Origin of the sequence: Pseudomonas sp. FDAARGOS_761, from assembly GCF_013343155.1 — a bacterium.
GTDB lineage: Bacteria > Pseudomonadota > Gammaproteobacteria > Pseudomonadales > Pseudomonadaceae > Pseudomonas > Pseudomonas aeruginosa.
Map to the genome: position 1 here is coordinate 2,927,404 of NZ_CP054572.1, position 15,403 is coordinate 2,942,806.

General features: G+C 63.5%; 13 protein-coding genes, 1 tRNA gene and 1 pseudogene. 4 read left to right on the plus strand and 11 right to left on the minus strand.

The annotated features are described in order from the left end of the window. Positions 1-121: 121 nt before the first annotated feature. Positions 122-1,609 (plus strand): SulP family inorganic anion transporter, encoded by a 1,488-nt coding sequence (locus tag FOC67_RS13380; RefSeq protein ID WP_003090030.1) that lies wholly within the window; start codon positions 122-124, stop codon positions 1,607-1,609. 9 nt (positions 1,610-1,618) lie between these two features. Here the strand turns inward: FOC67_RS13380 and FOC67_RS13385 are convergent, their stop codons facing one another. The 4 genes and pseudogenes from FOC67_RS13385 to FOC67_RS13400 all read right to left on the minus strand — a co-directional run bounded on the left by FOC67_RS13385 (position 1,619) and on the right by FOC67_RS13400 (position 4,474). After that, on the minus strand, positions 1,619-2,446 hold the full coding sequence (locus FOC67_RS13385) for a trans-aconitate 2-methyltransferase (RefSeq protein ID WP_003090032.1): 828 nt from the start codon (positions 2,444-2,446) through the stop codon (positions 1,619-1,621). Next, on the minus strand, positions 2,436-2,861 hold the full coding sequence (locus FOC67_RS13390) for a DUF1641 domain-containing protein (RefSeq protein ID WP_009314120.1): 426 nt from the start codon (positions 2,859-2,861) through the stop codon (positions 2,436-2,438). Before FOC67_RS13390 ends, FOC67_RS13385 begins: the two co-directional genes overlap by 11 nt. A 22-nt stretch (positions 2,862-2,883) precedes the next feature. Beyond that, positions 2,884-4,072: pseudogene (locus tag FOC67_RS13395) on the minus strand (NAD(P)/FAD-dependent oxidoreductase). Positions 4,073-4,264: 192 nt separating this feature from the next. Next, a complete protein-coding gene (locus FOC67_RS13400) occupies positions 4,265-4,474 on the minus strand; it encodes a hypothetical protein (RefSeq protein ID WP_003090037.1) in 210 nt (69 codons plus the stop codon). A gap of 255 nt (positions 4,475-4,729) precedes the next feature. On the opposite strand from FOC67_RS13400, the gene FOC67_RS13405 reads away from it, so the two are divergent. Further along, a complete protein-coding gene (locus FOC67_RS13405; protein ID WP_009314117.1) occupies positions 4,730-6,493 on the plus strand; it encodes a bifunctional diguanylate cyclase/phosphodiesterase in 1,764 nt (587 codons plus the stop codon). A 58-nt stretch (positions 6,494-6,551) separates the two neighbouring features. On the opposite strand, the gene FOC67_RS13410 is transcribed toward FOC67_RS13405, so the two are convergent. The 5 genes from FOC67_RS13410 to FOC67_RS13430 all read right to left on the minus strand — a co-directional run bounded on the left by FOC67_RS13410 (position 6,552) and on the right by FOC67_RS13430 (position 10,109). Further along, complete coding sequence (locus tag FOC67_RS13410) at positions 6,552-6,959, minus strand: hypothetical protein (RefSeq protein WP_003108811.1); 408 nt, start codon at positions 6,957-6,959, stop codon at positions 6,552-6,554. Between the two features lie 135 nt (positions 6,960-7,094). Beyond that, complete coding sequence (locus tag FOC67_RS13415; protein WP_031627580.1) at positions 7,095-7,439, minus strand: hypothetical protein; 345 nt, start codon at positions 7,437-7,439, stop codon at positions 7,095-7,097. 273 nt (positions 7,440-7,712) lie between these two features. Then, the gene (lecA, locus tag FOC67_RS13420) at positions 7,713-8,081 is read right to left on the minus strand and encodes a PA-I galactophilic lectin (protein WP_003102492.1); all 369 of its coding nucleotides are present in this window, start codon (positions 8,079-8,081) and stop codon (positions 7,713-7,715) included. 415 nt (positions 8,082-8,496) lie between these two features. Next, a tRNA-Leu gene (locus tag FOC67_RS13425) sits at positions 8,497-8,583 on the minus strand. Between the two features lie 113 nt (positions 8,584-8,696). Then, the gene (locus FOC67_RS13430) at positions 8,697-10,109 is read right to left on the minus strand and encodes an ATP-binding protein (protein WP_031627579.1); all 1,413 of its coding nucleotides are present in this window, start codon (positions 10,107-10,109) and stop codon (positions 8,697-8,699) included. A gap of 76 nt (positions 10,110-10,185) precedes the next feature. Between FOC67_RS13430 and FOC67_RS13435 the strand changes: the two genes are divergently transcribed. Next, complete coding sequence (locus FOC67_RS13435; RefSeq protein WP_009314114.1) at positions 10,186-11,529, plus strand: HD domain-containing phosphohydrolase; 1,344 nt, start codon at positions 10,186-10,188, stop codon at positions 11,527-11,529. 10 nt (positions 11,530-11,539) lie between these two features. On the opposite strand, the gene FOC67_RS13440 is transcribed toward FOC67_RS13435, so the two are convergent. After that, entirely contained in the window at positions 11,540-13,147 is a 1,608-nt protein-coding gene (locus FOC67_RS13440; RefSeq protein WP_009314113.1) for a methyl-accepting chemotaxis protein, read from the minus strand. A 111-nt stretch (positions 13,148-13,258) separates the two neighbouring features. After that, entirely contained in the window at positions 13,259-14,407 is a 1,149-nt protein-coding gene (gene alkB1, locus FOC67_RS13445; protein WP_003090058.1) for an alkane 1-monooxygenase AlkB1, read from the minus strand. 346 nt (positions 14,408-14,753) lie between these two features. Between alkB1 and FOC67_RS13450 the strand changes: the two genes are divergently transcribed. After that, complete coding sequence (locus tag FOC67_RS13450; RefSeq protein ID WP_009314112.1) at positions 14,754-15,356, plus strand: nitroreductase family protein; 603 nt, start codon at positions 14,754-14,756, stop codon at positions 15,354-15,356. Positions 15,357-15,403: the final 47 nt, after the last annotated feature.

A 15,403-nucleotide genomic window follows, 5' to 3' on the forward strand; every position in this document is an offset into this window, starting at 1 on the left:
CGACCGCGGCCAGCGTTCGTTCGCCTGAACGCCTGTCGTCATCCCTTGTTTTTTCAATGCCATCCCACGGCCCGCACCGTCGACCGACGGCACGGGCCGCGCCTCGTCCCTGGATATCCCGATGCTACAGACGCTGAAACAGAACTGGTTCTCCAATATTCGCGGCGACCTGCTCGCCGGCCTGGTCGTCGCCCTGGCGCTGATCCCCGAGGCCATCGCCTTCTCCATCATCGCCGGGGTCGACCCGAAGATCGGCCTGTACGCCTCCTTCAGCATGGCGGTGGTGATCGCCTTCGCCGGCGGCCGTCCGGGAATGATCTCCGCCGCTACCGGCGCCATGGCGCTGCTGATGGTCAACCTGGTGAAGGACCACGGCCTGCAATACCTGCTGGCGGCGACCCTGCTCTGCGGCGTGCTGCAGATACTCGCCGGCTACCTGCGCCTGGGCTCGCTGATGCGCTTCGTCTCGCGCTCGGTGGTGACCGGTTTCGTCAATGCCCTGGCGATCCTCATCTTCATGGCCCAGCTACCCGAACTCACCGATGTCGGCTGGCCGGTCTACGCGATGACCGCCGCGGGCCTGGCGATCGTCTACGGCTTCCCGCACCTGCCCCGGATCGGCCGGCTGCTGCCCTCTCCGCTGGTATGCATCCTGGTCCTCACCGGCATATCCATCTACCTGGGCCTGGACATCCGCACCGTCGGCGACATGGGACAGTTGCCCGACAGCCTGCCGCTGTTCCTCTGGCCGGACGTGCCGCTGAACCTCGACACCCTGCTGATCGTCCTGCCCTACTCCGCCGCCCTGGCGGTGGTCGGCCTTCTGGAGTCGCTGATGACCGCCACCATCGTCGACGAGATGACCGACACCGGCAGCGACAAGAACCGCGAATGCAAGGGCCAGGGGCTGGCGAACATAGCCACCGGCCTGCTCGGCGGCATGGCTGGCTGTGCGATGATCGGCCAGTCGGTGATCAATGTTAAATCCGGCGGGCGCAGCCGGCTCTCGACCCTGGTGGCCGGCGTCGCGCTGCTGCTGATGGTGGTGTTCCTCAGCGACTGGGTCGGGCGGATTCCCATGGCGGCCCTGGTGGCGGTGATGATCATGGTGTCCATCGGTACCTTCCGCTGGGAGTCGATCCGCAACCTGAAGCGCTACCCGCTATCGACCAACCTGGTCATGCTGGTGACGGTCGGCGTGGTCCTCGCCACCCACAACCTGGCCTTCGGCGTGGTCGCCGGCGTTCTTCTGGCCTCGCTGTTCTTCGCCAACAAGATCGGGCACTACCTCGATATCGACAGCGAACGCTCCGCCGACGGCACCCGCCGCCACTACCAGGTGAGCGGGCAGGTGTTCTTCGCGTCGTCCGGCAGGTTCGTCGCTGCCTTCGACCTGAAAGAGACGCTGGAGCATGTGCTCATCGACCTGCGCCACGCCCACCTGTGGGACGTCACCGCCGTCGCGGCACTGGACAAGGTGGTCCTGGGCTTTCGCCAGCGCGGCGTGCAGGTCGACGTGCTGGGCCTGAACGCCGCCAGCGCGACCCTGGTCGATCGCTTCGGCGCCTACGACAAGCCGGGCGCAGTGGACATTCTCTCCGATCACTGAAACGCCCGTTCAGCGGCCGAGACTGGCGACGATGAATACTCGGCGGAACGGGAACAGCGTTCGTCCATCCAGTTCCCGTGGATAGTGACGGTGCAGCAGTTCCAGGTAACGGTCGAGGAAGCGCCGACGCGCCTCCTCGTCCAGTTCGCCGAGCACCGGACGCAAGGCGGAGACCTTGATCCAATCGAAGATCGGGTCGTTGCCGTCCACCACTTGCAGGTACTCGGTCTCCCAGATGTCCAGCTCCGCCGTCAGCGGTGCCAGTAGCCGGTAGTAGTTGTCCAGCGACAGCACATTGCGCCGATGCAGCCGGTAGCGCAACGCGGGGCTGCCCAGCGATGCACCGCCGGGGCCCGCACTGTCCAGCGCATCGAGCATCAGGCGATACCAGGAAGCATCGCGCCAGTTCGGCATGTGCGCCGCCAGGCAGCCTCCCGGAGCCAGTTGCCCCAGCAGGCGTGGCAGCAGCTTGCCGTGATCTTCGAGAAAGTGCAGTACCGCCGCTGCGAACAGCAGGCTGGCAGGGCGCTCGGCGCACCAGTGGCGCAGGTTGGCGCGTTCCCAACTGGCCTTGATCGGCAAGCGCGCGGCCTCCTCGAGCATCTCCACGGAGCTGTCCACGCCGTGCAGTTCGGCCAGCGGCCAGCGGCGGGCGAGCAATTCGGTGGCGATGCCGGTTCCGCAGCCAAGATCGTAGATCCGTTCCGGACAGCACAGCTCGATATGGTCCAGCAACTCAACCACCGGCCGCTGGCGCAATCGGGCGAACTGCATGTAGGCGGAAGGGTTCCAACGCGCCTCTAGATCCGCACGATCTCGGAGAAGGTCATGCACCATGGGCAACCTCCTGCTCCGCGGCGAGTTGGCACCCCAGGCTGCGCAAACTACCCAGAACGAGAGCCAGCCCGCGCCGGGTATCGGCGTCGCGCAACAACCGCAGCAGGTCTTTCAGGCTTGGCGGCTGCTCTCGGAGCAGCTCCGCCTTGGCCACGCGTACCGCGTTACCGACTGACCAACCGACACTGGTGACCTGCTCGAAGAGCTGCGCCAGCCTGTCCACCATGGCCGGGTCCAGCAGATCGACGATATCCGAAAGCAGTGACAGCAGATCCACCAGGTTGTCCAGGCGGTGGCTCTCGATCAGCGGCTGCAACTTGACGGCCAGGGCCTGGAGACTCTCGCGGGTCTGCTCGGGAAACAGGGTGGTATCGGCCTGCGCCTGCGACGCGTATGGCTGCTGATGGCTATCCATGTCGGCTCCTCCCCGTGCGGGGTCAAAGCATTCCACGGGCTACGGCCCAGTACAGGCCGCGATTGAAACCCTGGCGCAACAACCCGCCAAGCTTGGTCGGCGGGGTCGGCTTTACGTCGTGCCGATAGTCGTACCAGAGCGGCATTCCGGCGTTCAGGCCCATCTGCGCGACAGCCTGGACTCGTCCATCGTAGATCGCGCAGGGCTTACCGAGACGAATCTCGGCAGCGATGTTGCTGGCGACTACCGGCGCCTGGTTGTGACAGGCCCCACCGGCCTTGCTCACCGGCAGATCGACGGTATCGCCCAGGGTATACACCCGGTCGACGCCATACACCTGCAAGGTTTCATGGTTCGTCGGCAACCAGCCTTCGTCGGCGGCGGCCTGGGACAGGCCGCACTCCCTGACCGCATCCACCGCGTGGATCGGCGGTGTCGCCATGAGCAAGTCGAACGGCTGCTCGTCGCCCTCCTCCGAATAGGCGATGCGCCGCTCCGGGTCGACCCTGGCCAGGGTAAAACCGCGCTGGAAACGGATGCCGCGTTGCTCGAACAGGCTCGGCAGGATTTCGCAGGTCGGTCGTTGCAGGAACAAACAGTTGCGCAGCAACTGGGCCGTGGTGGGATAGGTGTAGACGATCTCGACACGTTCGCGGACACCCCGGCGGCGCAAGTAGTCGTCGAGCATCAGGGTCGTCTCCACAGGCGCGATCCCGCACTGGTGGGGCACATTCGGCGTCCTCGGGAAGCTCACCGTGATGAATACCCGCCCCGACTCCAGGCTCGCCAGCCGCTCGGCCAACCGACGGGCCGGCTGGTACTGGTAGAAATGGTCGCCAGCCTCTTTCAGCCCCTCGATACGTTCCGGAGCCGGCACGCAACCCGTGGCGATCACCAGGTAGTCGTAGCCATGGCGCCTGCCGCTGCGGGTCTGCAGTTCCTGGCGGGGGAAATCGAAACGGTCGACCCGGTCGAGCTGGAACATCACTTCCGGCCGCAGCAGCGAGCGCTGCGGTCGTTTCAGATCTTCGAGGAAGAATTGCTCGAAGGCGACGTACATGAAGGCCGGCTTTTAGTAGTGATCCGGCGAGTCGGAAATCAGCAGTACCTGCACCTCGCCGCCGAGTATCTCCGGGTAGAGCCGGACGACCAGCAGGTTGGCGAGCATAAGTGCCGCCCACTCCGCCCCCGACGATGACGATTCGTTGCATGACTTCTCCTTAACCCTGAGGAAGCCATGGGTATATCTAGATGAACCGGGGGATTAGGCAAGCACGGCTTCGCCACGGAAACAGGACAAATCCGGAAACCTCACCCAGTTCAAGCGCTTGCCTGCGAAGACCCGCCGCCTACCAGAACTGGCAGGGTAGAACGACGGGAATACAGAGCTGCCTCGCTGACGCCTAGCGCCTCGTTCGGGCGAGGGCCCGGAACGTATCGAACGCCAGCACCAGCACGAGCATCGGCATGAGCAACGGGACGAAGGCGGACATGGCGTCCTGGTAAGGCCGCCCCAGCCACCACAGGTAGAGGCTGGCTCCGCCGATCAGCAGGATGACGAGAAGGATGACGAACTTGCAGAGGCGCGAGGCGAAGGAGAACGTATCGGACATGTCTTTTCTCGGTGGAAGCATGTGCGACCGTTTTAGCGAGCGGTGGTGCCGGTCGATATAGGAAACGTCCGATTGGCAGGTAATCGGTTTCGCAGAGCTGGCGTCGGCGTCGAAGGCCCTACCGGCATGACCGCGATCAACCCCCATGCCCTTTCATCGCTGCAATCTGGGAAAGAGCCCGCGCTCCACGAAATAAAAGCACAATGACATCATTGATTGCCGATGCCCGACATCGCAGTAGCCCAGGAGTCCAGCATGGCAACCCCACCCTATCCCGCGAACGAGCATTCCAGGCAAGCCTACGTCGACCAACTCGGATTGCTGGAAGAAGGTGCGGACGAGGTATTCGAGGAAATCCTCGCCGCCGCTACGTCCTACTTCCAGACGCCCATCGCGCTCATTTCCATCCTCGACCACCAGCGCCAGTGGTTTCGCGCGAGCATCGGCCTCGATACCCGGCAGACGCCGCGACGGGATTCGTTCTGCGCCTACGCGATCCTGGGCAAGGGAGTCTTCGAGGTGGCCGACGCCACCCTCGACCCGCGCTTCCGGGACAATCCCTATGTGCAAGGCGAACCGCGCATCCGCTTCTACGCCGGGGCTCCGCTGGCCACCGCGGAGGGTCTCAACCTCGGCAGCCTCTGCGTCATCGACCGGGAACCACGCGGGCCGCTGTCCGAGCGCGACATCGCCATGCTCGAGCATTTTGCCCGCCTGGTGATGGCCCGTATCCATACGCTGCGCTCGAACAACTACATCGACGAGCCAACCGGCCTGTACAACCGTCTCCGCCTGCAGGAGGACGTTTCCCTGCGCCTGCAGCGCGACGGCGCCCTCACCGTGATCGCCGCCGACCTCCTGCCCCTCGCCCTGCTGAATACCATCATCCGTACGCTGGGCTATCCCTTTTCCAACGACCTCATGCTCGAGGCGCGCGACCGCATCCGCGCGGAACTGCCGGATTTCACCCTCTACAAGATCAGCCCGACGCGCTTCGGACTGCTCCTGCCACGGCAGCAACAGGAAGAAACCGAGTCGGTCTGCCTCCGCTTGCTGCGGGCCTTCGAAAGCCCCGTCGTATGTCGCGGGATCCCGATCAAGGCCATCGTGGGACTCGGCGTACTACCGCTTGCCGACGATCCCCTCGCCGGCGACCAGGACTGGCTGCGCCTGGTGGTCAGCGCGGCCGACGACGCCCGCGACCGCGGTGTCGGCTGGGCCCGCTACAACCCGCCGCTGGACCAGGCCCAGCAGCGAGCCTTCACATTGCTGACCTCGCTGTCCCAGGCGATCGGAACCGAAGAAGGCTTCCATCTGGTATATCAGCCGAAAATCGACCTGCCGACAGGCAGGTGCACGGGCGTGGAAACGCTGCTGCGCTGGCGGCACCCGCAACTCGGCTTCGTCAGCCCCGCGGAATTCGTGCCCCTGGCGGAGAAAACCGCACTGATGCGCCCCCTCAGCGACTGGGTGCTGCGCCATGCCATGGCCCAGCTGGCGCAATGGAACGCACGGAACATCCCGCTCAGGCTGGCGATCAACGTATCGGCATCGGACATGGAAGACAGCAGCTTCCTGGAAGAGGCCGTCAGACTCGCCAAAACCTACGACATCGACCTTTCCGCCCTCGAGCTGGAATTCACCGAAAGCGTCCTCATCCGCGACGCCTCGGCGGTCGGCTCGGTGCTGCTGCGTGCCCGGGAGCTTGGCATGGGCATCGCCGTGGACGACTTCGGCACCGGCTACAGCAACTGGACCTACCTGCGCGACCTGCCGGTCACCGCCATCAAGCTCGATCAATCATTCACCCGCGACCTCGCCGGCTCGCCGAAGGCGCAGAGCGTCACCCAGGCGGTGATCGGCCTGGCCAGCCAGTTGGGTTATCGGGTGGTCGCGGAAGGCATCGAGACCCACGACACCTTCCACCTGCTGCAGGCCTGGGGCTGCCACGAGGGCCAGGGCTATCTGATCGCCCAGCCGATGCTGCCGGAGCAACTGGAGGACTGGCTGCGGCGCTAGCCGACGCAGGCACGTGGAATGGGCCGTACCAGCATGCTCGCCAGCCTCGGCGCGTCGCTCAGGGACTGGCGAGCAAGGCCCAGACCAGATAGATCGAGTAAAGGGTCAGGAGTATCAGTGCCGACAGCACCGCCCTGCTGGCATGGCGCGCAGCCACCCAGCGGGAGTTGCGCCCGCAGCGCCAGACCACGACGAGGCTGAGGCACAGGTAGGCCAGCCTCACCAGCTCGACACCGATCATTCCCCACAAGGTCAGGGCCACCGCATGTTCGCCGGGAGCTTCCTGCATCAGCGGATCGACAATGGCCACCATCGCCTGCCTGGCGGCGACACTGAGCAATAAGAAACCCGCAGCGAAGAACAGCCAGAATGCCTTCCACAGCGGCTGCCCACCGGAAAGGAAACCTCCCGCAGTCAGCCTCTCGTCGGCCAGGTCCGCCTCTGGGGTCTTGTATGGGTGCTCCATGCCCTGGGTCCTCCCTGCAAACGGGCACCCTAGCACATCCCGATCCGCTCGCCTTCTTCAGCGGGCGGCAGACCGTCCGTTGCGCCTCGCGATGTTTCCAGCGCTCCGGGTGTGCGGCCGAACCGGGTAGCGTCTCTAGCGCGGGCAGGAGACCTGCGTGCCTTCCACCTTGCGGATGTGATCGCGATAGGAGCCGGAAACCAGGATCGATTGCGTGCCGCCCTTCTCGCTGAGAATGCCATCGCAACTGTAATCGCAGCCAGCCTCGATGCTGAGGCACACGTCCTGTCCCTCGAAACGGTACAGGTTGGCAGGCCACCCCGTGCAATCGTACAGGCCTGCGCCAGGGCATTCGACGGCCTCGAGTCTTCCGGCAACGACGATGGTCGAACCTGCCATGTCCTTGAGTTCCTCCGCGGCGCCAGCGGCGGCAATGGAGAAGAGAGCGGGAAATACAACCAGGGAAAGTCGGCAGGGCATCGGCTTCGGTACTGTCTACTATGTGGACGGAATTCTGAATCGGGTCAGGAATCGATATTCCCGTTCAGACCGAAGCGTGTTGAAGCAGTTCCCCGCCCCCACTCGCTCGGTTTCCCACGACAGCGGCAGCCCCAGGAGTTCGATACCCTTGTCATTGGTAGTCGCAACTGCGAAGCGCTGCCTGTCCGTTCATAACGGCCACACGGGCAACTTCACTTTATTTGTATTTAAAAAAAGAGCCCATTCGGGCCCTTTTTTTTCAGAGACAAGTTATCAGGACTGATCCTTTCCAATATTGACGCTGAACGAGCCGGAGTTATTGCCATAGGTTCCGGGCACGTCGTTGTAGATAAGAGTGATTGCGCCCTGGACATTATTGGGTGCAACCCAACGGAACAACCCGGTATTGACCGGAATGGTTCCGCTGTTGCCAATCTTCATGACCAGCGCGCCACAAAACGCATCGTGGCAGATCAGCCCTTGGTCCGGATGCTCCCGATCGCCCTGCGGCCCCCATTTCTGGGTAGGTCCGTAACTGGCCCAACCGGCGGCGACGATGGTAATGACATCGCCCGGATTGTAGATAATCGACGTTACCTGCCCTGCTTCGTTATTAGCCAGAACCTCACCTTTCCAAGCCATGATTGATCTCCGATATATGAATTCCTGTTCATAAACGAAAGAGGCGAAAAACCCTGATTCGCGATCCTTCCCTGTCAGCAAAGCACAGCAACGAGGAAGTACCGCCTACCAATTCATGCAGGAGAAAAGAGGATAATTCCGCCAGTGAATTGAATATATTCGGAAAGGAAATTAAAAAGCAGGAGCAGAAGATAACGACAAAAAATCAAACTTCCAAAGACAACTACTTCAAGCTGAACAAACACTCCCGCTCGCCAGCCAGGGCGAACCCTATACGGAGCCGTACTAGAATGAAACGCCTCCAAGGCCGAGGAGGGAAAGAAGGCAACGTCGACTCGTTGACTGCCGCGCGATGGCGGGCCGGAAGAAAATCGGGGAAGGAGCGCAGAAGTCGGCTGAACGCCAGGAAACACGATGGTGCCCGGAGCCGGGGTCGAACCGGCACGGGGTTACCCCCGAGGGATTTTAAGTCCCTTGCGTCTACCGATTTCGCCATCCGGGCAGGATCTCGCTTCAAGTGAGCCGGCAATGGGAACCAAACCGGCATCCCAACCCGAGACCCACCCCAAACGGTAGATAAATCATTGTCTTACGTTACCCTAGCCGGCGCAACAGTTAATTTCCGTGGGCTCCGCCCAGGTTGCCGGGCGATTCCAGGGGAAGCACGATCCGGAAAGCGCTGCCGACTCCCGGCTGGCTGCGTACCTCGATGGTGCCGCCGTGTTTCTGGACGATGCCGTAGGAGAGCGACAACCCCAGGCCGGTCCCCTTGCCTACCGGCTTGGTGGTGAAGAACGGATCGAAGATGCGCGGCAGGATCTCGGCGGAGATGCCCTGCCCCGAGTCTTCCACCTCGATCCAGGCATGCTCCACGGTATGCCCCGTGCGAATCACGATGCGCCCCCGCTCCGGCCCCATCGCCTGGGCTGCGTTCATCACCAGGTTCATCACCACCTGGTTGATCTGCGACGGCAGGCACTTCACCTCGGGCAGATCGCCGTATTCGCGGACCACGTCGGCCCGGTACTTCAGTTCGCTGGCGACGATATTGAGGGTCGACTCGATCCCCTGGTGCAGATCGGTCCACTGCCAGTCGTCCTCGGCGTCGACGCGGGAGAAGTTCTTCAGGTCCTGGACGATCTTGCGCACCCGCCCTATTCCCTCCCTGGATTCGCGCAGCAACACAGCGACATCTTCCTTGACGAAGGCCAGTTCGACCCGCTCACCGAGCTGCTCCAGGCGTCTTGCCAGCGCCTCGTCGCGGATCGCGGGGCGAGCCTCTTCATAGGCTTCAAGTACCTCCAGCAAACGCCTGACGTGCTCCTCCAGGGTGGTGTAGTTGGAGGAAACGTAGCTGATGGGGTTATTGATCTCATGGGCGACGCCGGCGGCCAGGTGGCCGATCGAGGCAAGCTTCTCCGTCTGCACCAGTTGGCTTTCCAGCTCCTTGCGCTCGCCGATCTCTTTCTCCAGCGCCTCCTTGGCCTGGCCGACTTCCTGGGTGATCTCCTGGATGGCAGCCTCCATCCGGCTCATCTGCAATTGGAGGTGAGCCGTCACGTTCCACTTGGCGCTGAGATTGCCGGCCATCTGGCGGACCTCCTGTCCCTGCAAAGGCAGGCCGAGGAGCAGCAGGCGCTCTTCCGCGGCCCACGGCGCCAATAGCGGAAAATCGGCGGGAGGCGCATGCACCACGACCTGCAAGCGGGAGTCGAGACGCCAGAACCGCTCGAGAACGGGAATATCCGCGCCTACCGACGACATCCCGAGAAACACCACGGCATACGGCGCATCGGCCTGGAGGGCCGAGCGTATCCGCCCCAATGCCTCCTCGGCGCTTCCCGCCGTATCCACCTGGTAGCCCCGCTCAGGCGCCACGGGAGGCGATTCGGCCCCTAGGGTTCCCTGCAACAACCCGCATACACGGTCTCGATCCGCCTGCCGCTCATCGATCACCAGCAAGCGCCGGTTCCTGATGGGTAACGCCTCCATGATCCGCACCTCCGCTCGCCCTGCCGCCGCGTGCATGCCCCTCGTCCAGGCCAGACTCGGACTATGCTTGCCTGAAGCACTCAGGCAAAACTCACCCGGTGGACAGACACTCATGAACGATAGCGCACCTCCTTCCAACGAGACGGAGATCCGCTTCAGCGTACTGCTGGTCGACGACGAGCCGCTGATCCTCAGCAGCCTGCGCCGGCTGCTACGCAACCAGCCCTACGACCTGTTGCTGGCGGAAAGCGGCGAGCAGGCCCTGCAACTGCTGGAAAGCCGGCCCGTGGACCTGGTGGTGTCCGACGCCCGCATGCCGAACATGGACGGTGCCGCCCTGCTCGCGGAAATCCATCGCCGCTTCCCGGAAACCATTCGCATCCTGCTCACCGGCCATGCCGACCTGCCGACCATCGCCAAGGCCATCAACGAAGGGCGCATCCACCATTACCTGAGCAAGCCGTGGAACGACGACGAGTTGCTGCTGACCCTGCGCCAGTCGCTCGAATACCTGTATTCCGAGCGCGAGCGGCGGCGCCTGGAGCGACTTACCCAGGAGCAGAACGACCGCCTCCAGCAACTCAACGCCACGCTGGAAAAGCGCGTTCAGGCGCGCACCGCCGAACTGCAGCAGACCGCCGACATGCTCGACCTCGCCTATGAGGAGCTAAAGCGCAGCTACGTGGTCGGCACCGAAGTCTTCTCGCTGCTGGTCAACCAGCGCCTGCCCAAGGACAAGCAGACCAACCAGCAAATTATCGAACTGGTCCGCGCCTGCTGTGCCGGCGGTCTCGTCGACGAATCGGATGGTCGCGACCTGGCGATGGCCGCGGCGCTCTACAACATCGGCAAGCTGAGCTGGAACGACACCCTGCTCCGCTCGCCCTCGGACCTGCTCTATCACCACGACCGCGATCGTTTCCGCGGCTACCCGGAACTCAGCGAGTCGCTGCTGATGTCGCTGGAGCCGATGCAGGACGCCGCCCGCCTGATTCGCCATCACCAGGAGCACTGGGACGGCAGCGGCTATCCGGACCACCTCAAGGGCGAGTCCATCCCCCTGGGCTCGCGCCTCTTGAAGCTGGCGGTGGATTTCGTCGAGTTGCAGCGTGGGCTGATCCTCGAACGGCGCATGAATCGCGACGAAGCGCTGATGTACATCCGCAAGTACGCCGGCCGGCTGTACGACCCCGAGCTGATCGAGCCGTTCATCCAGGTCTGCGCGACGACCCTTGCCGACGTCACCCTGGCCGATCCGCAAGTCCGTGCCCATGGCACCCGCGATCTGGTTCCGGGCATGGTGCTGGCGCGCAACCTCACCGCCAACAACGGCATGCTGCTGCTCAACGCGGGCAAGATCCTGAACCTGGCGCTGATCGAGAAGCTGATCGCCTTCGAAGCGATCGAAGGCGCACGCTACACGCTGTTCGTGCGCCTCCCGGAGTCGGCGACCTAGGCGGCCCCCGTCAGATCTTGAAGCGCTCTACCGACGAGCGCATGGTCGCCGCAACCTCGTTCAGGCGCCTGGCGGTGGCGGCCATCTCGTGCATCGCCTGGGTGTTCTGCTGAGAACGCTGGGCGATGAGTTCCACGCGCTGGGCGATTTCATCGCTGGCGCGCGACTGTTCGCGGATGGTCTGGGAAATTTCGTCGACCACCGACGCGGCATGACGGGTTCCATCGAGGATCTCGTTGATCGATACCCCAGCCTGACGAGCGAACGACACCCCCTCGTTCACCCGGCTCACGCCGGCCTCCATGCTGTTGATCGCCTGCCCCGTGCTGGCGCGGATACGCTCGATCATCGCGGTGATTTCCTGGGTCGACTGGGTGGTCCGCGCCGCCAGCCCGCGCACCTCGTCGGCGACCACGGCGAAACCGCGCCCGGCCTCTCCGGCCCGCGCCGCCTCGATGGCGGCGTTCAATGCCAGCAGGTTGGTCTGCTCGGCGATCCCCTTGATCACCTGGATGATCGAATGGATCTCGTCCGACGACTGACCGAGAGCGGTGATGCTGGTGGAGGACTGGTTGACCACGTCGGCGATGCGGCTCATCCCTTCCACCACGTTGAGGATCACCTGCCCGCCACTGCTGGCCAGCTCCTCGGACTTGGCCGAGATCACCCTGGCGTTGTCGGCGTGGTCGGAAATCTGCGAGATATTGGTGATCATCTCTTCCATGCTCGCAGCCATGCTGGTGGCGCTGTCGGCCTGTTGGCTGGCGCCGTGGACGATCGACTGCGAGGTCTGGCCGATGGACTGGGAGGTGTCATGGAGTTCTTCGCTTTCCTGGCGGATGATGGTGATCATCTGCCGCAGGTTCTCCTGCATCTCGCCCAACGCCCGCTGCAACTGGCCGGCCTCGTCATTGCTGTCGACGCCGATCGGCTCCTGTAGGTTGCCCTGGGCGATCACCCGGGCCGATGAGACCAGTTTGCGCAGCGGCTGCAGGACGGCGCGCAGCAACTGGCGACAGAGCTGTCCGAGGACCAGGCAGGCGACCAGGATGCCGCCCGCGAGCATCCAGGCGGAATAGCGCATGCTGTCTTCGCGCGCCCGGTTGGTCTGCTCGACGTGTTTCTCGATCAGGCTGCTGAGCGCTTCGTTGCGCCCTTCCAGATCCTTGAAGGCCTGGACGAACTGCGGCAGGTCGGCCCGCGCCGCCACGGGATCGAGCAACGCCTTGCCGACGATGCTCTCGGCGGCGCCGATGTAGGCTTCCAGGTCGGGCCGCAACTCGACCAGCGCCTGGTGGATGGCGTCGTTGAGAGGCAGCCCCTGGTTCTGCTCGACCACCTTGCGAAACCACTGACTGTGCTCCTGCAGGTCCTCGCGGACCTGCTCGGCCGCCGCGCCGTCGCCGGGCTGGACCACGAACGCCGCCAGGACGTCGGCGCGCAAGGCGTCGTGCATCATGTCGCCTTCCAAGTGGTTACGCATCGCATTGACGCTCAGCTCGTTCTCCGACAGCGCCTTGCCCAGCCGCAACTGCCCCCAGAAGCCGACCCCGCCGAGCAGCACCACAGCCACGATGCCGATGGCGCCCGAAGCGAGGATCCTCTGCCGAATGTTCATCCCTGGGCTCCTTTCCATGCGAGATATCGCTAAGGATAGTCAACCCCAGGCAAGGCGGGATTGCCCGAACGAAGAGCTATCCGGGCACGGAGCGGGAGTCGCCGGCCATTCTCAGGAAGCTGCCGGCCGCTCGCTCTGTTCGGCCGTCAACTGGAACTCTTCGCCCGCATAGTAGGCCCGCACCTTGGGGTCCATGACAGCCCGCCAGAGCGGCGGGATCAGCGCCAGCACCACCATCCCGGCGTAACCGCTGGGCATCTGCGGGCTGTCGTCATAATGACGGAGGGCCTGGTAGGGGCGTTTGGCGAAGGCATGATGGTCGGAATGCCGTTGCAGATGGAACAGGACCAGGTTGGTGAAGACGAAGTTGCTGTTCCAGGAGTGGGTATGGTTGGTCCGCTCGTAGCGCCCGTCCTCGCCCTTTCGCCGATGCAGGCCGTAGTGCTCGACGTAGTTGATGATTTCCAGCAGGGTCACCGCGACGAACGCCTGGCCAAGGAAGAAAACCATCCCCAGCCAACCGAACGCCCAACCGAAACCGACCAGCAACGCCAGGCTCAGCAGGTACCACCAGATCAGTTCGTTCTGCCAGCCGAACACCGGCAGGCCCTTCTTGCGCAGCCGCACCGCTTCGAGGCGCCAGGCGTTGAGGAAGTTGTACTTGTAGGCATGCGGCAGGAACTGGTAGACCGACTGGCCGAAACGCGCCGACGAAGCGTCCTCCGGGGTGGACACATGCACATGGTGGCCACGCACATGCTCGACCTTGAACCCCGCGTAGCACACGGCGGCCAGCAGGATGCCGCCGGCAGCCTGTTCCAGCGCCGAGTCCTTGTGGATCAGCTCATGGGCGACGACGATCCCCACCGCTCCCATCACCGTGCCCATCGAGAGGATCCAGCCCAACCGGCCGAGCCAGCCCCATTCCTGGAAAGCGACGAACACGCCAGCGGCCCAGACCAGCGTGCCGATGAGCACCGGCACCGTGGCCAGGGTCAGCAATACGTAATAGCCCTGGCCGAGCAACTGCGGCGTCTGGGTTTCCTCGTCGGGGTTGGCCGGGTCGCGGCCGAACAGCATGTCCAGCAGCGGCCCGATGCCGAATACCGCAATCACCAGGGAAAATGCCCAGAAGGCCGGATGTGCGCTGTCCTGGGCCATCCAGTAGTTGAACGGCATGGACAACGCCAGCAGCAGCCAGAGCCAATAGGCGTACTTCTTGATGGCCAGCATGGTGGTGGGAGAGAAATTTTCAAACATCGTGCGCTCCAGTTTTTGTCCGACAATCCTACAATCGAACCATCACCGAGCCGGGCCGCCGGGTCACCATCACTAAAGGTTGGCCGCCTCCCTGGCCTCCACCCTGCTTGACCTGAATCAACGGTCAGGTCCTCGCGGGTTTATGCCCATCGACTTTCTCGATATTCCGATTTCATCCGTGTTCGCCATCCCTCGCTGCTGGCCTCGCTGGACTGCGGATACCCGGCTTTCCTGGGGAAACAGGGCATCCATCGCATCAGTCGATAGGAATCACCGGTTATTTCCCATTGATCTCATCGAGGCCGTCGCTAATATCGAATCCAATTTCCAAACAAGGAGCCTCACGATGTCTGACGCATTCCTCTCCTCCATCAAGAACCGCCGCACCATCTACGCCCTGGACAAGCAACTGCCTATCTCCCAGGAGAAAGTCGTCGAACTGGTCAAGGAGGCCGTCTCGCACAGCCCTTCCGCGTTCAACTCGCAGACCTCGCGGGTGGTCGTGCTGTTCGGCGCCGAGCACGAGCAGTTCTGGAACATCGCCAAGGACGAGTTGAAGAAGATCGTTCCCGCCGACGCCTTCGCCGCCACCGAAACCAAGCTCAACTCCTTCGCTGCCGGTGCCGGCACCGTACTGTTCTTCGAAGACCAGACGATAGTGCGCCAGCTTCAGGAGCAGTTCGCCCTCTACGCCGATAACTTCCCGGTGTGGTCGGAGCAGGCCAGCGGCATGGCTCAGTTCGCGGTCTGGACCGTCCTCGCCGAGCACAAGGTCGGCGCCAGCCTGCAGCACTACAACCCGCTGGTAGATGCCCAGACCCACAAGACCTGGAACCTGCCGGAAAGCTGGAAGCTGCGCGCACAGATGCCTTTCGGCGCCATCGCCGCCCCGGCGGGCGAGAAAGCCTTCATCGCCGAAAGCGAACGCTTCAAGGTCTTCGGCAACTGATCGGCCGAGATCGCCGTAGAAAAGCCCCGCCCCCGTCGCGGGGCTTT